This is a genomic window from Tepidiphilus margaritifer DSM 15129, assembly GCF_000425565.1.
Lineage (GTDB): Bacteria > Pseudomonadota > Gammaproteobacteria > Burkholderiales > Rhodocyclaceae > Tepidiphilus > Tepidiphilus margaritifer.
On the sequence record NZ_AUDR01000013.1, the window covers coordinates 247,029 to 269,392 of the forward strand.

At 66.5% G+C, this 22,364-nt stretch carries 18 protein-coding genes and 1 pseudogene; 6 read left to right on the forward strand and 13 right to left on the reverse strand.

All coding sequences use genetic code 11. The features are described 5' to 3' along the window. Window positions 1-16 precede the first annotated feature (16 nt). Genes H607_RS0101950 through tldD form a run of 3 tightly spaced genes read left to right on the forward strand, consistent with a single transcriptional unit; the run spans window position 17 to window position 5,627 of the window. Window positions 17-3,316 (forward strand): YhdP family phospholipid transporter, encoded by a 3,300-nt coding sequence (locus H607_RS0101950; protein ID WP_157381256.1) that lies wholly within the window; start codon window positions 17-19, stop codon window positions 3,314-3,316. Further along, window positions 3,316-4,161: a carbon-nitrogen hydrolase family protein gene (locus H607_RS0101955; protein ID WP_028874038.1), complete on the forward strand. Its 846-nt coding sequence runs from the start codon at window positions 3,316-3,318 to the stop codon at window positions 4,159-4,161. Before H607_RS0101950 ends, H607_RS0101955 begins: the two co-directional genes overlap by 1 nt. Before the next feature lie 5 nt (window positions 4,162-4,166). Next, complete coding sequence (gene tldD, locus H607_RS0101960) at window positions 4,167-5,627, forward strand: metalloprotease TldD (RefSeq protein WP_028874039.1); 1,461 nt, start codon at window positions 4,167-4,169, stop codon at window positions 5,625-5,627. On the opposite strand, the gene H607_RS0101965 is transcribed toward tldD, so the two are convergent. From H607_RS0101965 to H607_RS0101980, 4 genes are all read right to left on the reverse strand, one after another. Next, the gene (locus H607_RS0101965) at window positions 5,602-6,258 is read right to left on the reverse strand and encodes a lytic transglycosylase domain-containing protein (protein ID WP_051240590.1); all 657 of its coding nucleotides are present in this window, start codon (window positions 6,256-6,258) and stop codon (window positions 5,602-5,604) included. The two genes, tldD and H607_RS0101965, sit on opposite strands and share 26 nt — an antisense overlap. Before the next feature lie 103 nt (window positions 6,259-6,361). Continuing rightward, window positions 6,362-8,089, reverse strand: coding sequence for a proline--tRNA ligase (locus H607_RS0101970; protein ID WP_028874041.1), 1,728 nt, complete (start codon window positions 8,087-8,089; stop codon window positions 6,362-6,364). Further along, window positions 8,086-9,348: an acetate/propionate family kinase gene (locus H607_RS11290; RefSeq protein WP_051240562.1), complete on the reverse strand. Its 1,263-nt coding sequence runs from the start codon at window positions 9,346-9,348 to the stop codon at window positions 8,086-8,088. The genes H607_RS0101970 and H607_RS11290 overlap by 4 nt, the downstream gene beginning before the upstream one ends. Window positions 9,349-9,366: 18 nt before the next feature. After that, window positions 9,367-10,782 (reverse strand): bifunctional enoyl-CoA hydratase/phosphate acetyltransferase, encoded by a 1,416-nt coding sequence (locus H607_RS0101980; protein ID WP_028874042.1) that lies wholly within the window; start codon window positions 10,780-10,782, stop codon window positions 9,367-9,369. A gap of 165 nt (window positions 10,783-10,947) precedes the next feature. Between H607_RS0101980 and glmU the strand changes: the two genes are divergently transcribed. Together glmU and glmS are read left to right on the forward strand one after the other, a co-directional pair. Next, window positions 10,948-12,315 (forward strand): bifunctional UDP-N-acetylglucosamine diphosphorylase/glucosamine-1-phosphate N-acetyltransferase GlmU, encoded by a 1,368-nt coding sequence (gene glmU / locus H607_RS0101985; protein ID WP_028874043.1) that lies wholly within the window; start codon window positions 10,948-10,950, stop codon window positions 12,313-12,315. Between the two features lie 4 nt (window positions 12,316-12,319). Continuing rightward, entirely contained in the window at window positions 12,320-14,152 is a 1,833-nt protein-coding gene (gene glmS / locus H607_RS0101990; protein ID WP_028874044.1) for a glutamine--fructose-6-phosphate transaminase (isomerizing), read from the forward strand. 10 nt (window positions 14,153-14,162) lie between these two features. Here glmS and H607_RS0101995 read toward each other — a convergent pair whose 3' ends face one another. The 4 genes and pseudogenes from H607_RS0101995 to H607_RS13570 form a co-directional block, all read right to left on the reverse strand. Then, window positions 14,163-15,260 (reverse strand): NADH:flavin oxidoreductase/NADH oxidase, encoded by a 1,098-nt coding sequence (locus H607_RS0101995; protein ID WP_028874045.1) that lies wholly within the window; start codon window positions 15,258-15,260, stop codon window positions 14,163-14,165. Between the two features lie 82 nt (window positions 15,261-15,342). After that, complete coding sequence (locus tag H607_RS0102000; RefSeq protein ID WP_028874046.1) at window positions 15,343-15,762, reverse strand: type II toxin-antitoxin system VapC family toxin; 420 nt, start codon at window positions 15,760-15,762, stop codon at window positions 15,343-15,345. Then, entirely contained in the window at window positions 15,759-16,013 is a 255-nt protein-coding gene (locus H607_RS0102005) for a FitA-like ribbon-helix-helix domain-containing protein (protein WP_028874047.1), read from the reverse strand. The genes H607_RS0102000 and H607_RS0102005 overlap by 4 nt, the downstream gene beginning before the upstream one ends. A 42-nt stretch (window positions 16,014-16,055) precedes the next feature. Beyond that, window positions 16,056-16,136, reverse strand: a pseudogene (locus H607_RS13570) (type II toxin-antitoxin system RelB/DinJ family antitoxin); the annotation flags it as partial. A gap of 19 nt (window positions 16,137-16,155) precedes the next feature. Between H607_RS13570 and H607_RS13575 the strand changes: the two are divergent. Then, a complete protein-coding gene (locus tag H607_RS13575; protein ID WP_028874048.1) occupies window positions 16,156-16,377 on the forward strand; it encodes a hypothetical protein in 222 nt (73 codons plus the stop codon). A 57-nt stretch (window positions 16,378-16,434) separates the two neighbouring features. Here the strand turns inward: H607_RS13575 and H607_RS0102020 are convergent, their stop codons facing one another. The 5 genes from H607_RS0102020 to yghU form a co-directional block, all read right to left on the reverse strand. Continuing rightward, window positions 16,435-19,137, reverse strand: coding sequence for a DEAD/DEAH box helicase (locus H607_RS0102020; RefSeq protein ID WP_028874049.1), 2,703 nt, complete (start codon window positions 19,135-19,137; stop codon window positions 16,435-16,437). Window positions 19,138-19,140: 3 nt separating this feature from the next. Then, on the reverse strand, window positions 19,141-20,748 hold the full coding sequence (locus H607_RS0102025; RefSeq protein WP_028874050.1) for a site-specific DNA-methyltransferase: 1,608 nt from the start codon (window positions 20,746-20,748) through the stop codon (window positions 19,141-19,143). Window positions 20,749-20,754: 6 nt separating this feature from the next. Further along, window positions 20,755-21,099, reverse strand: coding sequence for a type II toxin-antitoxin system RelE/ParE family toxin (locus tag H607_RS0102030; RefSeq protein WP_028874051.1), 345 nt, complete (start codon window positions 21,097-21,099; stop codon window positions 20,755-20,757). Further along, window positions 21,100-21,369, reverse strand: coding sequence for a type II toxin-antitoxin system ParD family antitoxin (locus tag H607_RS0102035; protein ID WP_028874052.1), 270 nt, complete (start codon window positions 21,367-21,369; stop codon window positions 21,100-21,102). It lies immediately after the preceding gene. Between the two features lie 80 nt (window positions 21,370-21,449). Beyond that, window positions 21,450-22,295: a glutathione-dependent disulfide-bond oxidoreductase gene (yghU, locus tag H607_RS0102040; RefSeq protein ID WP_028874053.1), complete on the reverse strand. Its 846-nt coding sequence runs from the start codon at window positions 22,293-22,295 to the stop codon at window positions 21,450-21,452. Between the last annotated feature and the right edge of the window lie 69 nt (window positions 22,296-22,364).

The following is a 22,364-nucleotide window of genomic DNA, read 5'->3' on the forward strand; positions in this document are numbered from 1 at the left end:
GAGGAGGGTCGGAGGGTTGAGGATCGCAACGGCAGTGCGCAAGCTGGGGATCGCGGCGGCGATGCTCGTGGGGGTCGCAGCGGTGATGACGGCGATGCTGCTCGCGGCGTTGCGGTTCTGGTTGTGGCCGGAGCTCGACTTGTGGCGCGATGCGCTGGTACGCGAACTCTCGGTGCGCAGCGGGATGGAGGTCTCGATCGGCCGCCTGGAAGGGCAGTGGGACGGCTGGTGGCCGGTGGCGGTGGCAAGCGACGTGCAGGTGCGTACCGGCGAAGCCGAGGCGTCGCTACCCCTCGTGCGGGTGACCTTGGGCGGAGGATGGGCGGCCTGGCGCGCCGGCAAGGGGGTGGTCCAGGTGCTCGTACCGGCGGCCCGGGTGCGGGTGGCCGATGCGGCGGCACTGGAGCAGCGGCTGCATTCCGGCGGCTCCACACCTTCGGCCGGTTTGCCGACCGGGGTGAGCATCGAAGTGGGCGAAGCGCGGCTCAGCTGGCGGCGCGATGGCAATGAGGCACATGCCCAAGGGTCGCTTGCTTTGGCGATGGGGGTGTGGGGCTGGCAGGCGGGGTTCGAGGGCGAAGCGCCGGGCGCAGTGCGGCATGCGGTGGTGCTGCTCTCCGGTTCGCGCCTGGGGCGGGTGGAGGCGCATTTCGACCTGAAGGAGATCGGCGGCGAGTCGCTCGCGCTGTGGTGGCCTCAGGCAGCGGATCTGCGGCCGCAAGGGTCGGTCTCAGGGGTGGTGGTCTCGAGTGGCCAGAACCTGCATTCGCTCGATCTCACCTTGGACGAAGTGGGTTGGGCGGCGGTGGGCGATTCCTTCGGCGTGCGTGGGGTGAGCGGGCACATCGCGGGGGATCGCGCAGGGGGCGAATTCGCGTTGTCGATCGCCCAAGGGGCGATGAGCTGGCCGGCGGTGTGGCCTCGGCTCGAGACGGTGGCGGTGCCCGAGGGGGTGCTCCGGGGGCGTTGGGCGTACGATGGTAAGGGCTATGACCTGACGCTCGAAGAAGGGCGCCTGCGGACCGAGGATTTCACGGCGCAGGTGTCTGGCCGCTATCGGCTGGCGCGCACCGGCGACGTGGCCGATTTGCAAGGCTCGCTCGACGAGGTGGCGCTCGATCGGCTGGTGCGCTATCTGCCAGGAGGGGCGGTGGGGCCGCGGCTGCAGGAGTGGCTACACGATGCACTGGTGGCCGGCAAGCTCTCGTCCGTGGAGTTTCGCCTGCGCGGAGCGCTCGCCGACTTTCCGTTTCGCGGGGACGGTGGGGAGTTCTGGCTGCGCCTGCCGCTCGACGGGGTGACGCTGCGTTTTGCGTCGCAGTGGCCGGAATTCGAACAGGTGAAGGGGGTGGTGACGTTCGATCGAGGAGCGGTAGCGGTCGAGGTGAGCCAGGCACAAGCGCAAGGCGTGCGTTTCGGACCGATCCGCGCCTTCATTCCTGCGTTCGATGCCGAGATTCCTGTGCTGACGCTGACGGGTGAAGCCGAGGGGCCGTGGTCAGCGTTTCTGCGCTACGCCTCCGCCAGTCCTTTGCGCGAGGATGTGCCGCTCGCGGCCCTGCAGGCGGTGCAGCTCGAGGCGAAGACGGCGCTGCGCCTGGCGCTGACGCTGCCGTTCGGCGGCGATCTTCCCCCGGGGGTGAGCGGGACGCTGACGTTTTCCGAAGGGAAAATCCCGGCCCAGGTAACCGGCTGGCCGATCGAGCAGATCCGCGGCGAGGTGGCGTTCGACGGGCGCGGCGTGCGCTCGGCGCAAGCCGCGGGCAAGTGGTGGAATGCCCCGGTGACGGCAAAATGGCTCGGGGGCGATCCGCCGAAACTCGCCTTGCAAGGGTCGTTCTCGGCGGCGCAGCTCTCGGCCGTATTCGGCAAACTGCCGCTGTCGGGGTCGACGGCGGTGAGCGGGACGATGACCTTCGCCAAGGATGGGCCGGTGCTGGTGCTCACCTCCGATCTCACGGGCATGGGCTCGGATCTGCCGCCGCCATTGGACAAGGCCGCGGGGGCGCGTTGGCCGGGTCGGGCGGAGTTCAAGTTTTTGCCCACGGGCATGGAGGTAAGAGCGCAGCTCGGCGATCGCCTGAGTTTCGTGCGCGCCCGTGATGGTGCCTGGGCGGCGGCGGTGGGGGTGGTGGATGCGCCGCCGGCACCGCGCCAGGGCGGTCTGCTGCAGCTCGTCGCTTCCGAGCTCGATCTGGATCGCTGGCTGGCGGTGACCGACGGAATCGGCGATGGGGGAGGGGGAACGGCGTTTGCCGCACTGCAGGTGGATGCGGCTGCGGCCCGTTTCCTCGGGCGACATTGGCATCGCGTGCACGTACAGGGCGAGAACAAGGCCCCAGTTTGGTCGCTGGCAGTGGCCGCGGACGAGGCCCAGGGCAACGTGCGCGTGACTTTGGGCAAGGAGGGAACGCAACGCGTCGAAGGGCGGTTCGCGAAGCTGATGATGCCGGAGGCCGAAGAAGAGCGCCAGGCGCCGCAGGAAGGGCGTCTGCCCGCTTTCGATCTCACCGTGGATCGTTTCGGTTTGGGGGATCGCTGGCTGGGGGCGCTCGCGCTGCGGGCGAGTCTCGCGCCGGGCAGGTGGTCGCTCGATGCGCTCACGCTCGAAGTGCCGTCGGCGTTTCGTATCGAGGCAAAGGGCGTATGGCGTGACGGCGGGAAAGCACAGACGACGTTTTCTGCGTCGATGGCGATCGACGATGCCGGCAAGACGGTGCGGCATTGGTTCGACACGGGTGGCATCAAAGGCGGAAAGGGGACTTTGACCCTGAAAGGGCATTGGCCGGGCGCGCCGCTCGACTTCGATCTCTATCGACTAAGTGCCGAGGGTGAAATCGAGGTCACCAACGGGCGGTTCGAGGAGATCGAGCCTGGCGTGGGGCGTTTGCTGGGGATTTTGAGCCTGCAGAACCTGCCGCGGCGCTTGTTGCTCGATTTCGGCGATGTGTTTGCCAAAGGGATGGCCTTCGATCGGCTGCACGGGAGCTTTGCCCTCAACGATGGCTACCTGACCACGGGCAATCTGCGCATTTCGGCGCCGAGCGCGACGGTGGAGATGGTCGGCATGGTGGATTTACGCAAACAGACGCAAGAGCTGGATGTGACGGTGGTGCCGCAATTGTCGGACAGCACGGCGGTGGCCGTGGGCATCGCCAATCCGATCGCCGGCGCGGTGGCTTTCATCGGGCAAAAACTCCTGGGCGATCCCTTCGGGCGGATCCTGGGGCGGCGTTTCCATGTGACGGGCCCATGGTCGGCGCCCGAAGTCAAACCCCTGGAGCCCGTGCCGGTGGAAGGGGAAGGAGGGAAGTGATGGAAGAGAGCAAACGCCCGTTCCTGTGCGCCGCGGCGGTGCAGATGGTATCGACGCCGCGCGTGGCGGACAATTTGGCGATGGCTGAGCGACTGCTGGAACTAGCGGTCGACAGCGGGGCGAAGCTGGTGGTGTTGCCGGAGTATTTCGCGCTCATCTCGGCCGATGCGCGCGAGAAAGTGCGCCAGCGCGAGCGTTTCGGCGCCGGGCCGCTGCAGGAGTGGCTGGCGCGGCAGGCGGCGCGTCTGGGGATATGGCTGGTGGGCGGCACGGTGCCGCTGGAAGCGGATGTGCCCGACAAGGTGCGCAACGCCTGCCTCGTTCATGCGCCAGATGGGCGGTGCGTGGCGCGCTACGACAAGATCCACCTCTTTGGCCTGCGCCACGGCGAGGAAGTCTACGATGAGGGAGAGACGATCGAGCCGGGCGAGGCGGTGGTGACCGTCGACATCGAAGGCTGGACGGTGGGGCTGTCCATCTGCTACGACTTGCGTTTCCCCGAGCTCTATCGCGCCATGGGGCTCGTGGACCTCATCGTGCTGCCGGCGGCTTTCACCTGGATGACCGGGCGGGCGCACTGGGAAGTGTTGTTGCGCGCCCGGGCGATCGAGAATCAGTGCTACGTGCTCGCGGCGGCCCAAGGCGGACGGCACGAGGCGGGACGGCGCACGTGGGGGGATTCGCTGCTTGTCGACCCCTGGGGGGAAGTGCGCGTGCGGTTGGCCGAAGGCGAGGGCGTGGTGCGGGGAACGCTGCAGCGTGCGCGCATCGACGAGATCCGCGCCAGGCTGCCGGCATGGCGGCATCGACGTGAAAAGGAATTCATCAGGAGCGTATTCGCATGAAGGCGATGGCAGAGAGGAAGGAAGAAAAGGTGGACGCACTGGCGCTGGCCGAAGAGCGGCTGCTCGCGGCCAACGGCTTGACGCTGGAGGACGTGTCTTCGACCTTGTCGCAGGTGCAGTCTCATGCGGTCGACGAGGCGGACGTGTATTTCCAGCTGCGCCACGTGGAGAGCTGGTCCCTCGAAGAGGGGATCGTGAAGTCCGGCGCCTTCTCCATCGAGCAGGGAGTGGGGGTGCGGGCGATCGCGGGGGAGAAACAGGCGCTCGCCTATACCGACGACCTGCGGCCGGCCTCGCTCCTGGAGGCGGCGCGCACCGTACGCGCGGTGGCCGCGCTCGGGCAGGAGCGGCGGGTTGACCTGTGCCGCGGCGTACTTCCGCCGGCGCGCTATCCGGCCGTCGATCCGGTGGGAACCTTGCCGGCGCAGGAGAAGGTGCGGCTGCTGGAGCGGCTGGAAGCGAAGGCGCGTGCCCTGGATGCCCGAGTCGAACAGGTGATGGCGGGGTTGGCGGCCTCGTGGGAGACGGTGCTCGTCGCCCGTAGCGACGGAACGCTCGCCGCCGATCTGCGCCCGCTCGTGCGTCTGTCGCTCACCGTCATCATGTCGCAGGACGGCCGGCGCGAGAGCGGCTCGAGCGGCATGGGGGGGCGCCATGGTCTTACCGCGTTCGACGAGGCGGCGCTCGAGCGCCTTGCCCGCGAGGCGGTGCATCAGGCGCGGGTGAACCTGGAGGCGAAACCGGCCCCGGCCGGCGTCTTCACCGTGGTGCTCGGGCCCGGCTGGCCGGGGGTGCTGCTGCACGAGGCGGTGGGGCACGGCCTGGAGGGGGACTTCAACCGCAAGGGGACTTCGGCCTACAGTGGGCGCATCGGCGAGCGGGTGGCCGCGGCGGGCGTGACGGTGGTCGACGATGGGACCTTGCCCCTGCGCCGAGGCTCACTCACCCTCGACGACGAGGGAACGCCCACCCAGCCGACCGTGCTCATCGAGGACGGCATCCTGGTGGGGTACATGCAGGATCGTCTCAACGCCCGCTTGATGGGCATGAAACCCACCGGCAACGGGCGACGCGAGTCCTACGCCTACGGGCCGATGCCTAGGATGACGAACACGTATATGCTCGCCGGGTCGCACGACCCCGAAGAGATCCTCGCCTCCGTGGAGCGCGGCATCTACGCGGTCAATTTCGGCGGGGGGCAGGTCGACATCACTTCCGGCAAATTCGTCTTCTCCATGTCGGAGGCCTACTGGGTCGAGGATGGCAAAGTGTGCTACCCCATCAAGGGGGCGACCTTGATCGGCAGTGGTCCCGAGGTGATGCAGCGTGTGTCGATGATCGGCACCGATCTCGCGTTGGATCCGGGAATCGGTACCTGCGGCAAGGATGGGCAGAGCGTGCCGGTGGGCGTGGGGCAACCGACGCTGCGCGTCGACGGCATCACCGTCGGAGGGACGCAGGGCTGAGCTCGGGCTGGCGGTACTTGCGCCAGTTCGCCAGCACCGCGTTGGGGTACTCGGGGCGGCCCAGGCTGCCGTTGTAACGCCCCAGCGCGCGGTAGAGGTCGCCTTTTTCGAGATCGAGATAGTGGCGCAGGATGGTGCAGCCGTAGCGCAGGTTGGTGCGCAGATGGAAGAGATTGTGCTGAGGCGTGCCGATGAGCCCGACCCAGAAAGGCATCACCTGCATGTAGCCGCGTGCCCCGGCGGTGGAGACGGCGTATTTGCGAAAACCGCTCTCGACCTCGATGAGACCGAGCACCAGCTCCGGGTCGAGGCCGGCGCGGGCGGATTCATAGTAGATCGTGGCGAGCAGCTCTTCGCGCTCGGCCGGGTCGGGGACGCGGCGGGTGAGCCGCTCGCTCTGCGCGTCGATCCAGCGGGCCGCGAGCGGATTGCGGCGGATGCGTTCGGGGGCGACGGGTGCATCGGCGACGATGGCCGAGAGCGCCTCGCGCACGCTGTCGGCGAGCGGTTCGTAGATCTGCGCTCCGGCGCGCGCCGGAGCGGGGGCGAGCGCGGTGAACAGGAGCGCCGCCGCAAGCAGGGATCGGGCGGCGGACCGGGGTAAAAAGCGCGGGCGGTACGACGGCTGCATCATGGATACCGGATTCTTGCCAAATACGTCCACCCAAGGGTGGGCAAGGGCGAGGACAGGGGCTTGACGTGGCCCGTTCGGCGCGGTCGGAGCTGCCCCGAACTCACCCCAGCGGTTTTTTCTCGGCGTTGATCGAGGCCGCGAGTTCGGTCACGACCTCGCCGATGGGAAGCGTGCGTGCCTCGCGTTCGCGGCGGTGTTGCACTTCGTAGCGACCCGCGGCGAGCCCTCGCTCGCTCACCACCACCCGCCAGGGCACGCCGACGAGTTCCCAGTCGGCGAACATGGCACCGGGACGCTCGTTGCGATCGTCGAGCACGACGTCGAGGCCGGCCGCGAGACAGTCGCGGTAGAGCGCTTCGGCCGCTTCCGCCACCATGGGGGATTTGGCCGCGCCGATGGGACAGATGACGACTTCGAAAGGGGCGATGGCCGCCGGCCAGAGGATGCCGCGCTCGTCGTGGTTCTGTTCGATCGCCGCACCCAGGATGCGGGAGACGCCGATGCCGTAGCAACCCATCTCCATCGGGCGCTCACGCCCCTCGGCGTCGAGGAAGGTGCAGTGCATCGCCTCGGAGTACTTCGTGCGCAGCTGGAAGATGTGCCCGACTTCGATGCCGCGGCAGATCTCGAGCGTGCCTTTGCCGTCGGGCGAAGGGTCGCCGGCGACGACGTTGCGCAGGTCGGCCACTTCCGGTTCGGGGAAGTCGCGGCCGAGGTTGGCGCCGGTGTAGTGGTGCTCGTCCTCGTTGGCTCCGATCACGAAGTCGGCCATCTTGGCCACGGTACGGTCGGCGATGATTCGGCCGGGGAATCCGACGGGCCCCAGCGACCCCGGTCCGGCGCCGAAGGTGGCGCGGATGGCGGCCTCGTCGGCGAAGGTGAGCGGGTTCTTGATGCCGGGGAGTTTCTGCGCCTTGATCTCGTTGAGTTCGTGATCGCCGCGCAGGAGCAAGAGCACCGGTGCGCCGTCTTCACCCTCGACGACGATCGCCTTGACGGTGCGCTCGATGGGGATGTGGAGAAAGTCGACCAGATCGGCGATGGTCTTCACCCCGGGGGTGTGCACCTTGACGAGCGGCTCGCGTGGCTCGGGGCGGGGGCCGGGCGGGGGCAGGGCTTCGGCGAGCTCCACGTTGGCCGCGTAGTCGGAGGTGGGGCAATAGGCGATGTCGTCTTCGCCGGTGTCGGCGATGACGTGGAATTCGTGCGAGCCGGTGCCGCCGATGGAACCCGTGTCGGCCGCCACGGCGCGAAACTTCAGCCCGAGCCGGGTGAAGATCCGCGTGTAGGTGTCGTACATGTTGCGGTATTCGCGCTCGAGATCGGCGAAATCGGCATGAAACGAGTAACCGTCTTTCATGATGAATTCGCGCGCGCGCATCACGCCGAAGCGCGGGCGGATCTCGTCGCGGAACTTGGTCTGGATCTGGTAGAAGTGCCGGGGTAGCTGGCGGTAGCTTTTGATGTCGCGGCGCACGAGGTCGGTGATGACTTCTTCGTGCGTGGGACCGAGCACGAAGTCACGCTCGTGCCGGTCCTTGAATCGCAGCAATTCCGGGCCATAGTGTTCCCAACGCCCGGATTCTTGCCACAGCTCGGCCGGTTGCACCACCGGCAGGAGCACCTCGACGGCGCCGGCGCGGTTCATCTCTTCGCGCACGATGGCTTCGACCTTGCGCAGACTGCGCAAGCCCAAAGGGAGCCAGGCATAGATGCCGGCGGCGGTGCGCCGGATCATGCCGGCGCGGATCATGAGTTTCTGGCTGACGATCTCGGCGTCGGCAGGGGCTTCCTTGAGCGTGACGAGGTGGGCGTGGCTGGCTTTCATCGGTTCGCGTCGGCGGCTGGAGGATTGGCGGCGATTGTAGCAGAGCCGTCCCGCCGCAAGACTTCCAGGGTATAGCGCGCGATCATCGCTTCTTCATTGGTGGGCACCACGGCAAGGGCCACGCGGCTCTCCGGGGCGTCGATGCGCCCGGCCACGCCGGCGGTACGCTCGTTCGCTTGGGGATCGAGCACGGCGCCGAGCCAGTCGAGCCGTTCGATCACGCGCGCGCGCACCGGCGCGGCATGCTCGCCGATGCCGGCAGTGAAGACGAGCGCGTCGAGCCCGCCGAGGGCGGCCGCAAGCGACCCGATCTCGCGTACCAGGCGGTAGCAGAAGAGCTCGACCGCATCCTTGGCGTGCGGATCGTCGCTCGCGAGCAGCTCCCGCATGTCCTGGCTGATGCCCGACACGCCCAGCAGCCCCGATTCCTTGTAGAGCATGTGATCGACCTGGGCGACGCTCATGCCGCCGTATTCGATGAGGTGGAGCACGAGGCCGGGATCGATGCTGCCGCTGCGCGTGCCCATCATCACGCCGTCGATGGTGGTGAAGCCCATGGTGGTGGCCACGCTCTTGCCTTCGCGCAGGGCGCACAGCGAGGCGCCGTTGCCCAAGTGGGCGATGATCACCCGCCCCCTAGCGCGCTCGGGCCCCAGGACGTCGGGCAGGCGGCGGTTGACGTAGTCGTAGGACAGGCCGTGGAAACCATAGCGCCGGATGCCCTCGTCGAAGAGCTTGCGCGGCAAGGGGAACATCTGGGCGAACCAAGGTTGGGTGGTGTGGAAGGCCGTGTCGAAACAGCCCACCTGGGTCCAGGTGGGGCGGCGTTCGAGCATGCGCTTGATCGGGCGCAGGTTGTGCGGTTGGTGCAGGGGGGCGAGCGGGACGAGTTGCTCCAGCTCCGCGACCATCTCCGGCGTGAGCCGCACGGGTTCACGGAAGCGCGCTCCACCGTGGACGATGCGATGCCCCGTGGCGAGGATCTTCACGTCGTCGACGTGCGCGCGCAGCCAGTCGACCAGATGGGAGAATGCATCGTGGTGCTGCTGTTCGAGCTCGCCGGTGAGCGTGAGTGGTGATTCCTCGCGGCGGCGGCCATCCTGCGTGGCGGCACGCCAACGGGGATGCGCCGTGCCGATGCCGTCGATTTGGCCCCAGGCGTGGGGCGTTTCGACGATGGCATCGCCTTCGACGAGAAAGAGGGAGAATTTGACACTACTCGATCCGGCGTTGAGCGTGAGAAGGGCGGGGCGTCGCATGGAATACCTCGGAGTCGGTCAGGAGGGAAGGCCGGTGGTGCGCTTGGCGTGCGCGAGCACCTGGGCGACGGCGCAGGAAGCGGCGCGCGTCTCGGGGGTGTCGGCGCGGCTGGTGAGCACGATGGGAACCTTGGCTCCCAGCACGATTCCGGCGAGCAAGGCATTGGCGAGGTATTCGAGCTGCTTGGCCACCATGTTGCCGGCCTCCAGATCGGGCACGACGAGGATGTCGGCGTTGCCCGCCACCGCCGAGCGGATGCCCTTGATCCGGGCGGCGACTTGGGAGACGGCGTTGTCGAAGGCGAGCGGTCCGTCGAGCAGCCCCCCCTTGATTTGTCCCCGGTCAGCCATCTTGCAAAGCGCCGCGGCGTCGATCGTCGAGCGGATCTTCGAGGTGACGGTCTCCACTGCCGAAAGGATGGCGACTTTCGGCTCAGCGATACCCAGCGCGTGGGCGAGGTCGATGGCATTTTGCACGATGTCGACTTTCTCTTCCAGCGTGGGCTCGATGTTGACGGCGGCGTCGGTGATCATCAGCGGCCGGGGGTAGGTGGGAACGTCGGCGAGGAAGACATGGCTTATGCGCCGATCGGTGCGCAGTCCCGTGTCCCGCTGCACCACCGCCGACATGAGTTCGTCGGTGTGCAGCGACCCTTTCATGAGGGCCTCGGCCTTGCCCTCGCGGCATAGCTGCACGGCGACCTCGGCCGAGGCGTGCGAATGCGGCGTGTCGATGATCTGCAAACCGGAGAGGTCGGCGCCGAGCGCCTGCGCCGCCGCGAGGATCTTCGCCTTGGGCCCGACGAGGATGGGGCGGATGATGCCGGTCTGCATCGCTTCGAGCGCGCCGCCGAGCGAGGGTTCGTCGCACGGATGCGCCACGGCCACGGTGATGGGCTCGAGCCCCTTCACCCGCGCCATGATCTGGCGGTAACGCAATTCTTTGTCGGTGACCGAGATCTCGGGCAGATGGAGTTTGGCGCAGCGGATCTTCTCCGTGGGGGCGATGACCTCGGCGATGCCGTCGATCACCTTGAGGCCATCCTGGTTGACCGCCAGACACTCGAAGACGACGTGGTGATTCTCCGGATGTTTCTCCTTGACGGTGACGCTGGCGGTGAGCGTATCGCCCACGGCGATGGGGCGATGGAAACGCAGATCCTGGCGCACGTAGACGGTGCCGGGGCCGGGGAGCTGGTTACCCAGAATGGCCGAGAAGAGCGCCCCGCCCCACATGGAATGGCCGACCACCTCGTGCGTGGGCCCTTTTTTGGCAAATTCGGGGTCGAGGTGGGTGGGGTTGATGTCACCGGAGATGGCCGCGAACAGGGGGATATCCTGCGGGCGCAGCGTGCGCGTCATCTGCGCCGTCTGGCCGATCTGGATCTCGTCGAAAGGATGATTCTCGATATATTCGGTGGCAAGCGAGGTCATGTGCGGGGCTCCGTTTTTTGCTCTGCACCATTATAGGTCGTATAAGTAGAATGAACAGGCCGGTGCGTAACGTTCGTAAACGTTCATCCCGTCCGCTCGCAGCATCCCGTCCGCTCGCAGCAGGGTCTACGCGATAATTCCCTTTTCCCTTGCGGAAGGAAGACGATGGACGTGGTGATCCTGGCCGCTGGCAAAGGCACGCGCATGCGCTCGCGGCTGCCCAAGGTGCTGCAGCCGCTCGCCGGCCGTCCCTTGCTCGCGCACGTGCTCGACACTGCCCGGCGCTTGAATCCGCGGCGGCTGCTCGTCGTCGTCGGGCACGAGGCGGAACGGGTGCGCGAGGCGTTTGCGTCGCAATCGGATCTCGTGTGGGTGGAACAGCGCCCCCAGCTGGGTACGGGGCATGCGCTGCGCGTGGCGTTGCATTCTCTCGGTCGGGAAGACGTGGTGCTCGTGCTCTACGGCGACGTGCCGCTGCTGCGGCCGGAGACGCTCGCCCGCTTGCTGGAGGCGGCCGAGGGGGGCAGGGCGCTGGCGCTCCTTACGGCGAGGCTGCCCGATCCGGGCGGCTATGGGCGCATCGTGCGCGACGCGAGCGGGCGCATCTGCGCCATCGTCGAGGAGAAGGACGCCGATGCGCGCGTGCGTTCGATCGACGAGATCAACACCGGCGTGATGGCGCTGCCGGCCGCGCGCCTTCCCGCCTGGCTCGAGTCGCTCACCAACGCCAACGCCCAAGGCGAATACTATCTGACCGACGTGGTGGCCGCGGCCGTGCGCGACGGCGTGCCGGTGATCGGCGTGGAGGCCGAGGAGGCGGCGGAAGTGCTCGGCGTGAATGACAAGGCGCAGCTCGCCACGCTCGAGCGCCTCTACCAGCAGCGCGAGGCCGAGCGCCTGCTGCGTGCCGGCGTGACTCTGCTCGATCCGGCGCGGCTCGAGGTACGTGGCACGCTCGAATGCGGCATGGACGTGACGATCGACGTCGGCTGCGTCTTCTCCGGCCGCGTGGTGCTCGGCGACGGCGTGCGCGTGGGGCCTTACTGCGTGCTTTCCGACTGCACGGTTGCAGAAGGGGCCGAGATCCGGGCCTTCTCCCACCTCGAAGGCGCTGAAATCGGGCCGCAGGCGGTGGTCGGCCCCTACGCGCGCCTGCGACCCGGCACGAGGCTGGCGCGCGGCGTGCATGTAGGGAATTTCGTCGAAGTGAAGAATTCTTCCTTCGGGCCGGAGACGAAGGCGAACCATCTGGCCTATCTGGGGGATGCCGAGATCGGCGCGCGGGTCAATATCGGCGCGGGCACCATCACCTGCAATTACGACGGGGCGAACAAGCACCGCACGGTGATCGAGGACGATGCCTTCATCGGCAGCGACACCCAGCTCGTTGCCCCGGTGCGGGTGGGGCGCGGGGCGACGCTGGGCGCAGGCACGACGCTCACGCGCGACGCGCCGCCCGAGGCGCTCACCGTCTCCCGGGCGCCGCAGCGCACCCTTTCCGGCTGGCAACGGCCAACCAAGAAGAAGGAGTAGCACGATGTGTGGAATCGTCGCGGCCATCGGCCGCGCCTCGGTGGTGGAGGTGTTGCTCGAGGGCTTGGCACACCTGGAATATCGCGGCTACGACTCGGCGGGTCTGGCGGTGATCGACGTTGAAGGTCGAATCGCCCGCGCCCGGGTACAGGGGCGGGTAGCGCAGCTGCGGCGGCTGGTGGCCGAGGAGGGGCTGGACGGGCCGGTGGGCATCGCCCATACGCGCTGGGCCACGCACGGCGCGCCTTCCGAGCGCAATGCGCATCCGCACGTCTCGGGAACGGTGGCGGTGGTGCACAACGGCATCATCGAGAATTTCGCCACCCTGCGCGCGCGGCTCGAAGCCGAAGGCTACGTCTTCACCTCCGAGACCGACACCGAGGTGATCGCGCACCTCGTCGCGAGCAAGCGTCGGGCCGGCGCCCCCCTATTCGAGGCGGTGCAGGCGGCGATGCGCGAACTCGAAGGGGCCTTCGCCATCGCGGTGATCGACGCCACCGCGCCAGCTGAAGTGGTGGTGGCACGGCGCGGTTCCCCCCTCGTGCTGGGGCTGGCCGAGGATGGCGTCTATGCCGCTTCCGACGTCTCGGCCCTGGTGGCGCAGACGCGCCGCGTGGTCTATCTGGAAGAAGGCGACTGCGCCCGGCTCACCTTGGAGGGCGTGCAGATCGTGGACGAATCCGGGGTCCCGGTCGAACGGCCGGTGCGGCTCACCCACGTCACGGCCGATGCGGTGCAGCTTGCCGGCTACCGGCACTACATGCAGAAAGAGATCTTCGAGCAGCCCGAGGCGATTTGGGACACCCTGGAATCCGTGGCGGGCGGCGCGCGGCTCACCCCGGCACTTTTCGGTCCGGAGGCCGAAGAGGCATTCGCCGCCATCGACCGGGTGCTGATCCTCGGCTGCGGTACGAGCTTCCATGCCGGCATGGTCGGGCGCTACTGGCTGGAGGAGTATGCGGGCCTGCCCACCACGGTGGAGATCGCCAGCGAATACCGCTATCGCGTCTCGGTGCCGGAGGCGAAGACGCTGGTGGTGGCGATCTCGCAATCCGGTGAGACCGCCGACACGCTCGCCGCCCTGCGCCACGCCCAGGGGCAGGGAATGACGCAGACGCTGGCGATCTGCAACGTTCCCGAATCGGCCATCGTGCGCACGGCCAAGCTCGCTTTTCTCACCCGCGCCGGCCCCGAGATCGGCGTGGCCTCGACCAAAGCCTTCACCACCCAGCTCACGGCGCTCGCGCTCCTGGCGCTCACGCTCGCCAAACAGCGCGGGCGGCTGCCCGAGGCCGTGGAGGCGAACCGGTTGGACGCGCTACGGCGCCTGCCGGCGGCACTTGGTCGGGTGCTGCAGCTCGAACCCCAAATCGAGCAGTGGGCGCAGCGCTTTGCCGATCGCCAGCATGCGCTCTTCCTTGGGCGCGGCACGCACTGGCCCATCGCCCTCGAAGGCGCGCTCAAGCTCAAGGAGATCAGCTACATCCACGCCGAAGGCTACCCGGCCGGCGAGCTCAAGCACGGGCCGCTCGCGCTGGTGGATCGCGAGATGCCCGTGGTGGCGGTGGCCCCTCGCGACGACCTGCTGGAAAAACTCAAGTCCAACCTGCAGGAAGTGCGTGCCCGCGGCGCCGAGCTCTTTGTCTTTGCCGAGGATGGCAGCGGCGTGGGCGGAGAAGAGGGCGTGCACGCCATCGTCGTGCCCTCGCACGACGCCATGCTCGCCCCCATCCTCCACGTGGTGCCGCTGCAGCTCCTAGCCTACCACGTGGCACTCGTCAAGGGGACCGACGTGGACAAGCCGCGCAACCTCGCCAAGAGCGTGACGGTGGAGTGAGGGGGCGATCTCACGCCCTGCCGTAGCGCTCCAGCCAATGGGCGTAGGGCGCCGGCAGGACCCAGGACGGCCGTTCCTCGCCCAGCTCCAGCGCCGCCTTGTAGGGCCAATGCGGATTGGCGAGGTGGGCGCGCGCCACCATGACGAGGTCGAGCCGTTGGTGCGCCACCGCCTCGTTGGCCGTGGCCGGCACGTCGATGCCCCAGGAAGACGCCACCGGCAGCCCCGTGGCCTCGCGTACCCGCGCCGCGATCGGCACCATGAAGGCCGGCGCCCAGGGAATCTTCGCCGTCGGCGTCGAAAAGCCGATGCTCACGTCGAGCAGATCGAGCCCGAGCTGGCGGAAGGCTCGCACCAGTTCGATGGATTCGGCGAGCGTTTCCTCGTCGCGGCCGTCGAACTCGATCACGCCGAAACGCGCCGTGAGCGGCAGCCGCTCGGGCCAGACCTCGCGCACCGCCGCCAGCGTCTCGCGCAGGAAACGGCCGCGCCGCTCGGCGTCGCCGCCGTAGGCATCGGTGCGCCGGTTGGCATGCACCGAGAAAAAGCTCTGCGCCAGATACCCGTGGGCGAAGTGCAGCTCCAACCATTTGAACCCTGCTTCCAGCGCCCGTCGGGCCGCGGCCACGAAGTCGCGCCGTACCCGGGCGATGTCTTCCAGCGTCATCTCGCGCGGCACGCGCGGCAGGTTCGCGCCGAAGGGAATGGCCGAGGGCGAGATCGGCGTCCAGGCGCGGGGATCGTCCTCGGGCAGGTGATCGTCCCCCTCCCAGGGGCGGTTCGCGCTCGCCTTGCGGCCGGCGTGGCCGATCTGGATGCCGGGCACCGCGCCGGCTTTCTTGATGCCAGCGGCCACCTGCGCGAGCGCCTCGGCCTGGGCGTCGTTCCACAGCCCCAGGCAATAGGGCGTAATGCGCCCCTCGGGCGAGACGGCCGTCGCCTCGACCACCACCAGACCGGCCCCGCCCCGGGCGAGGCTCGCATAATGCACCGTGTGCCAATCGTTGGCTACGCCCTCTTCGGCGCTGTACTGGCACATCGGCGAGACGGCGATGCGGTTGCGCAGTCGCGCGTCCTTGAGGGTGAAAGGGGAAAACAGAGCGGACATGGGGGAAGACTCCTTTTGGCAAAGGATGGAGATGAAACCGGACGGGATCCAGGCCCATGGAGTCCATGGACCGCGTTAAAGATCAACCCTCCCAAGGGTTGATCACGATTAGCCCTGCTGCTTCGAAAGGGGAGGTATCGCGCGTGGCAACGATCAATCCGTTGGCAGCCGCCACGGCTGCGATGAGCGCGTCGGCCGTTCCGATCCCACTGCCCGCACGTCTGGCCGTCGCCAGCACCTGGGCATAAGCATTCGTGCACGCCAGGTCGAACGCCAGCACGCGACCGGCAAACGGTGGCAGCACGCTCTTTTCCAGATAGCCATTCAGCTTGTCGCGCCGCTGCCCTGCCGGCATCAATGCCACGCCGGCGCGCAGCTCGGCCACGGTCATCGCGGACAGGTACAGCGTTTCCAAGGGTTGCGCATCGAGCCAGTTGATGACTCGGACGTTGGGCTCAGGGCGTAGCGGCTCCGAGACCACGTTGGTATCGAGCAGGATCATTCAAAGCTCGCCGCTCTGGCCGGGGCATGGTCGCGCACGCTCTCCAGCAGGGCGAAGTCCTCTTCGGTCAAACCGACCTCGCGACCGGCGGCGGCTAGCATCGACCCGAGCTTCAACCGGTTCTGCGGGCGCACGGCCGCTTCCAGGATGGCGCGCAACTCGGCCTCGATGCTGCGGCCATGTCGAGCGGCCCGCGCTCGGATGGCGCGATGCACCTCGTCAGGCAGGTTTCGGATGGTCACGGATGGCATGGTTCAAAAACTATCGATGAGGTTCGTGCTTTCATTATAGTTCGTGGTGGCGTTGAACGCCTTCACATCGAAGGGCAGCCTATGTTCGTCGGCAATGCGCCGCATCAGCAGGCGGATCGCATCTTGTTTATAAGGAGATGCCGTGCACATAACCTATCTGCGCAAGGTCGGCGGCTCGATCATGCTGGCCGTTCCGCCTGCGCTGCTCGACGTTCTGCACCTGACGGCTGGCACGACGGGGGTAATCCGCTGCGATCAGCTGTGCTCCCTCGATATGGGCTCCCACCACGGCCGCAAGCTGGAAAGCGTTCCAACGGTCATCATGGATGAAGTGCTGGCCAAGCTGGCTGCGATCCGGGAGTAAAAGCCAGAAAGCACGCTGGAACGCAAGCACGAAAAAACGCCGCTGAGCGAACTTTCGTCACCCCAGTTTTTCCTCGACCCAATCCCAGCGCTTGTCTGTGACCATCACGAAGCGGCAACGGCCTTGCGACAGGTTGGCCCACAGGCCGCCGATCAGGCGGTCATCTTCGGCGGCGTTCCAGCGATCCGCGCCCTTGTATTCCACCGCCAGAATTGGCCCCGGCGCGTCTGCTGTACCGGGCAATTGGCACAGAAAATCGGGATAGAACCGGCCATCGGCTTTCTGCAGGAAGAACGAGCTGCCTTCGCGCCGAACGAGGTTGCGCACCCAGAACTGGATACGGCCCTGCTGCGCCCACATATCCAACTGGCAGGCGCATTCGAACTCTTCCTTGCTGTCGAAGTCGCCGATGCGGCCGTAGAAGTGCTTGCGAAAGTCGAAATGCCCGAAGCGGCCGTCGTAATCGCGGCTGGGCGCGTAGGCCAAGGCGTGAAACTCGAAGGCGTACTGATCGGTCACGGTCACGCGGGTGGCGGCGTCGTCACCAAAGAGCGTCTGCTGGTAGGCTTTGCGGACGGCCTGCCTGCGGAGTTCGCGAATGCGCGCCTCCAATAGATTGCGGATCAGGAACTTCTGCAGGTTGGCGCGCGCCAGCGTAAAGCCTTCCTGGCGCAGCAACGCGGTGAGCCATGCGGCGACGAACGCTTGTTTGCTGGCGTGGGTCAGCGACGGCTCCGGCAGGTTGCGGCACAGCCAGGCGGCGAGGCGCACCTCATCCCAGTGCTCGGGCGGATAGACAAGGCCCAGGTCGCGCTGCAACTCGGGCAAAAAGCGCGACACCACGTGACCATTCGCGTCGATGTCGATCTCGCCGCCTTCGGCCACCTTGAGCGCCGCGCCCAATGCGACCAGGTCGTCGGCGGTCGGCGCGGCGTCGTAGGGCGAGAGATCCCACGGATACTCCAGCACTTCCGGGTCGTCGAACAGCTGCAGCTTGCCCTGCACGCGCAAGGCGAGCTGCGGCACGCGAAAACGCTCGCCCTGTTCGGCCGGTGTCTGAAAAAACTCGATCGCAGTCGTGCGGCTCTTTGCGGCAGCTTCCTCGATGGCCGCGGCTGCCGGTGCGGAAGTGACCGATGCCTTGAGCGCTTCGGTTTCATCTTCCGAGAGCGGCGCGTGCAGGGTCAGGGTGTTGAGCACACTGTCCCAGCTCAGTTTGTCGCGTACCGGTTTCGGCACGCTTTTGAGGTCGGGCTTTTCCGGCAGCGTCACCGCCACCGGCCGCACCACCACACGCCCGGCGTGAGCTTCCAGGTCGAGACGCGCCTGCTCCGGCAAAGCCGCAGCCACGAACTCGGCCACCTCGCGGCGCTCGAAGCCGGCCCCGGCCACCAGGCGGTCGCGCAGCGCGGCCGCCGTCTCGGCAAAGTTGCGCGACACCACGAAGGCGTAGGACTGATTGAGGCGCTGGTCGGCAAAGTGGCGCGCGTTCGGCTGGCGCAGGATGCGCCCCAGCAGCTGTTCCACCGCCGTAGCCGATTTCAGCTCGGCCATGCTCACCAGAATGTAGGCAAACGGGCAATCCCAGCCCTCGGCGAGCGCCTTCTGGGTGATCACGAACTTCACCGGACAGGCGGGGTCGGCAATCCCTTTGGGGTACGCGGCGTCGATGCTCTCCAACCCCTTTTCCTCGCCGGTGGCCACGACGACCTCCTCGGGCGGAATGCCGTGGTTGGTGATCAGCTCGTTTTTTACGCGCGCCACATCGAGCGTCTCAACGCCGGCGCGGCGAGCTTCGGCCTGAATCAGCACCACCGGGCGCAGGTATGGCGCGCCAGCGCGGCGTGCTTCCTCCGCCAGCCGGTGTAGCGTCTCGCGCCGGGCGATCGCATCGGCGAGGCATTGCTGCCAGTTGGGCTCGGTTTCGAGCAACACCGGCAGCTTGATCATTTCCTCTGCTTTCAATTCGGCGGCGGAGACGCTGTGGAGCACGTTGCTGGGCGTGCGCGTGAGGTCGGGCGTGGCGGTGAGCTCCAGCACGCCGCTCGGGCGAAAGCGCGCCAGCATGTCGAAGGCGAGCTCCGTGCGGCTGTTGTGCGCTTCGTCCACGATCACGAAGGGCCGGCGCAGGCGCAGCACGTTGGCGAGCGAATAGGGCGCGGTGCGCTCGCTGCCCTCGCCTTCGGTCAGCAAGGCATCGCGCTGGTGGGGCGAGAGATTGTCGAAGTGGTGCATCAGCGCGCCGCTCGACTGATACACCTTGCGGCATTCCTCGTCCTCCACCTGAAAGGCTTGGCGCGTGGCGACGATCACCGTGGTGGACGTGTCCAGCGTGGCGCGCGTCACGCTCTTGGCTTCTTCCAGATCGAGCACCGTCACCGGCCCTGCCTCGCGCAGCGCGGCGTGATAGGGGTGGCTGCGATCCTTCAGCGCCTTGAGGGTCTGCTCGCGGATGGGTTTGCTCGGTACCAGCCAAAGAATCACGCTGTACTCGCAGCGCAAGAGGTGGGTATTGACGAGTTGCACGCTTTTCGCCGCGAGCCAGGTCTTGCCGCCGCCGGTCGGCACGCGCAGGCAGAAATACGGCATGTCCACCGGAAAGCCCGCGAGCGCATGGTACGGATTACCGCGCCCCCACAGGCGTTCGGTGGTGGCGGTAAAGGCGAGCGACGGCGAAGGCAGCTCATGGCACGCCGTGAAGTAGGCCTGCACGCTGTCCAGCACCTGCTGCTGATAGGTTTTGGGGGTGAAGGGGGTCATGGCTCACACCTCCAGCGCGTAGGGCGTTTGCTTGAAGATGATGCCCTCGCGCGCCAGCCGTGCGTTGCCCAGGCGGCAGGCGGCGGCGTAGATCACCTTCGGGCCGGCGAAGGGGGGCAGCCCCTCGAACACGGCGCTGGTGAGCACGTTGCCGCCGGCGACCGATTTGTCCTTGAGAATGCCGTTGTAGAGGAGATAAATGGCCCGGCCCTCAAAGATGCCCAAGAGCGGCGAATCGGCTGTGCCGCTAAAGCCCGTGCCGGTTTCCACGAACCAGACGAATTCGGCGAGCTGCGCAAAGGTCACGTCGCCGCGGATTTGGCCGTCGGCGTCGAACAAGGGCTTGGCCGAGAGGCGGCAGAACTGGAATCCGCCGCCCAACCCCGCCACCGCCTGCCCTTTGGCGTTGGTGTAGCCCTGCACCACCCGGCGTACGCGCTCGGCGGTGACGTTTTGCGCGATGTCCGGGTCCATTTCGACCAGGATGAAACGGCGGTTGCCGCCGTCCTCGGCGTTTTGTTTCAGAACTGCGTGGGCCGTGGTGCCGGAGCCGGCGAAACTGTCGAGGACGAGTGAATCCTTGTCGGTGGCGATTTGCAGGATGCGCTGAATTAGAGTCGTCGGTTTTGGGGTAACAAAAAGATCGGTGGATGCTCCCAAATTCAGAATCTGGCTGAGCTCCTGCTTTGAATGGCGCGTGCTACCAACTTCCTGCCAAGGCCAGAGCGTTTTGGGAACAACACCATCCTTTACCTCGCTGAGGAAACGTTTAATACCAGGACGACTATTGCCTGTTTTACCCCACCAGATTCGATTGTCCCTATCCAATTCCCAAAATTTTTCTTCACTCACCCGCCAGTAACTTCCTGATGGCGGACCATCAATAACTTTTCCTGATGGCGTAGTAATCGGGTATCGGCCTTGCGCGTAGAAATTGCGTGCAGCCAAGTCGCTGAGCAACCAAGGGCCACGTGGATCGTTATCGGGGTTCTTGTACCGCGCAATCATTGCTTCGCTGCGTGGCAGAGGGTTCGGTCGCCACTTGTCCTTATTTACAGCATACAAAATGATGTATTCATGATCTTCGCTGAGATATCGAGCACTATTTTTGGGGCTGTCCATCATGTTCCAGATGGCAGATGCCACGAAATTCCTCGCCCCGAACACCTCATCCATCAACAACCGCAGCGTCGCCACCTCGTTGTCGTCGATCGACACGAAAATCGCCCCATCCTCGCGCAGGAACTGCCTCAAGAGCACGAGGCGCGGGTACATCATGCACAGCCAGCGGTCGTGGCGGTCGAGCGTCTCGCCTTCCTTGCCGACCACCTCGCCCAGCCACTTGCGAATCTCCGGGCTGTTGACGTTGTCGTTGTACACCCAGCCCTCGTTGCCGGTGTTGTAGGGCGGGTCGATGTAGATGCACTTCACCTGGCCGGCGTAGCGCGGCAGCAGGGCTTTCAGGGCGTGCAGGTTGTCGCCCTGCACGATCAGGTTGCCCGAATCGGCCGGGCCGCAGGAGAGATCAGCGACCGGCTCGAGCAGGCGAAAAGGAACGTCCCGGTGGTGTTTGACGACGGCTTCTTTGCCGATCCAATTCAATGTTGGCATGGGCGCTCATTTCGTGGAGGGGGGAAACCCGGCAGACGTCGCGTTTCCGTTGAAATTTTTTTCGGCGAACTGCGCGTCGATGTCCATGGCGCCGTGCAGCACCCGCACGATCCGCACGAGGCCAGGCTCTTCAAAAAACAGCACGAGGTAGTTGCCGTAGGGGCATGAGCGCAGACCCGGGCCTAGCTCCGGCCGTGGGCGATAGGCTTTGGGGGCCTTCGCGATCTTGCGGCACTGCACGCGCAATTCGCGCACGAAGCTCACCGCCCGGCGTGGATTCTCCCGGGCGATGTAGTCACCGATGGCTTCGAGATCCGTTTCGGCCTGCGGTAGGAAGATGAGCCGTGTCAATCAGGTTCTTTCGGCAGCTTCAGCCATGGCGAGATACTTCGCCTCCAGCCGGTCGAACACTTCGTCCGCCGGGATATCCGGTCCGCTGGCCAGACCCACCGCCACGGCTTCGCGCAGGGCTTGCAGCTTGGCCGCTCGTTCGGCTTCGCGCTCTTCGAGCAGGCGCAGTCCGGCGCGCACTACTTCGCTGGCGTTGTTGAAACGGCCAGACTCCACCTGCTGGCGGATGAAGGCCTCGAAATGGGGGCTGAGTGCCACACTGGTCGGCATCGCGGTGTCTCCTGATGACTAACAACAGTTATTAAAGTCGGCCCGCAGTCCCTTGTCAAGGTTCGTCTTGCCGCAAGCGTTTAGGAAACGAGGAAATCCTCCGGTCCATGCCGTTCGGGCATGCGCAGTTCTTCCGGCCCGCGGATGCGGTTGACTCGTCGGCCGCGCTGGACGGCGGGGCGCGCGGCGATGTCGTTCGCCCAGCGTACCACGTTCTTGTAGTCGTGGACTTGCAAAAACTCGGCGGCGTCGTAGAGGTTTTCCAGGATTAGACCGCCGTACCAGGGCCAGATGGCCATGTCGGCGATGGTGTACTCGTCGCCGATCATGAAGCGGCGCTCGGCGAGGTTGCGGTCGAGCACGTCGAGCTGGCGCTTGACTTCCATGGCGAAGCGGTCGATGGGGTATTGCAGCTTGACGGGCGCGTAGGCGTAGAAGTGCCCGAATCCGCCGCCCAGGTAGGGGGCGGAACCCACTTGCCAGAAGAGCCAGGAGAGGCACTCGGCCCGCGGGGCACCGGAAGCAGGGAGGAATTCGCCGAATTTTTCCGCCAGATAGACCAGGATGGCGCCCGATTCGAACACCCGCGTCGGGGGATCGGTGCTGCGATCGAGCAAGGCGGGAATCTTGGAGTTGGGGTTGATGGCGACGAACCCGGTCGAGAATTGCTCGCCTTTCATGATGTCGATCGGCCAGGCGTCGTATTCGGCGTCGGCATGGCCGGCTTCGAGCAGCTCTTCGAAGAGGATGGTGACTTTTTGGCCGTTGGGCGTGCCGAGCGAGTAGAGCTGGTGGGGATGCTTGCCCACGGGCAGCTCGGCTTCGTGCGTGGGTCCGGCCACGGGGCGGTTGATGCCGGCGAATCGTCCGCCGCTGGGTTGTTCCCACTTCCAGACGCGCGGCGGGGTGTAGGCTTGATCGGTCATGGGGGGCTCCAGTGTCGGGGGTAGTAAAAGACGAGGGCAAACGTTCACGGATTCTGCGACCTGGTGCTT

What these genes read in the sequence shown, in the direction of transcription:
- H607_RS0101955 (WP_028874038.1), top strand. Translation starts at nt 3,316, where the DNA reads ATGGAAGAGAGCAAACGCCCGTTCCTGTGCGCCGCGGCGGTGCAGATG.
- tldD (WP_028874039.1), top strand. Translation starts at nt 4,167, where the DNA reads ATGGCAGAGAGGAAGGAAGAAAAGGTGGACGCACTGGCGCTGGCCGAA.
- H607_RS0101965 (WP_051240590.1), bottom strand. Translation starts at nt 6,258, where the DNA reads ATGCAGCCGTCGTACCGCCCGCGCTTTTTACCCCGGTCCGCCGCCCGA.
- H607_RS0101970 (WP_028874041.1), bottom strand. Translation starts at nt 8,089, where the DNA reads ATGAAAGCCAGCCACGCCCACCTCGTCACGCTCAAGGAAGCCCCTGCC.
- H607_RS11290 (WP_051240562.1), bottom strand. Translation starts at nt 9,348, where the DNA reads ATGCGACGCCCCGCCCTTCTCACGCTCAACGCCGGATCGAGTAGTGTC.
- H607_RS0101980 (WP_028874042.1), bottom strand. Translation starts at nt 10,782, where the DNA reads ATGACCTCGCTTGCCACCGAATATATCGAGAATCATCCTTTCGACGAG.
- glmU (WP_028874043.1), top strand. Translation starts at nt 10,948, where the DNA reads ATGGACGTGGTGATCCTGGCCGCTGGCAAAGGCACGCGCATGCGCTCG.
- glmS (WP_028874044.1), top strand. Translation starts at nt 12,320, where the DNA reads ATGTGTGGAATCGTCGCGGCCATCGGCCGCGCCTCGGTGGTGGAGGTG.
- H607_RS0101995 (WP_028874045.1), bottom strand. Translation starts at nt 15,260, where the DNA reads ATGTCCGCTCTGTTTTCCCCTTTCACCCTCAAGGACGCGCGACTGCGC.
- H607_RS0102000 (WP_028874046.1), bottom strand. Translation starts at nt 15,762, where the DNA reads ATGATCCTGCTCGATACCAACGTGGTCTCGGAGCCGCTACGCCCTGAG.
- H607_RS0102005 (WP_028874047.1), bottom strand. Translation starts at nt 16,013, where the DNA reads ATGCCATCCGTGACCATCCGAAACCTGCCTGACGAGGTGCATCGCGCC.
- H607_RS0102020 (WP_028874049.1), bottom strand. Translation starts at nt 19,137, where the DNA reads ATGACCCCCTTCACCCCCAAAACCTATCAGCAGCAGGTGCTGGACAGC.
- H607_RS0102025 (WP_028874050.1), bottom strand. Translation starts at nt 20,748, where the DNA reads ATGCCAACATTGAATTGGATCGGCAAAGAAGCCGTCGTCAAACACCAC.
- H607_RS0102035 (WP_028874052.1), bottom strand. Translation starts at nt 21,369, where the DNA reads ATGCCGACCAGTGTGGCACTCAGCCCCCATTTCGAGGCCTTCATCCGC.
- yghU (WP_028874053.1), bottom strand. Translation starts at nt 22,295, where the DNA reads ATGACCGATCAAGCCTACACCCCGCCGCGCGTCTGGAAGTGGGAACAA.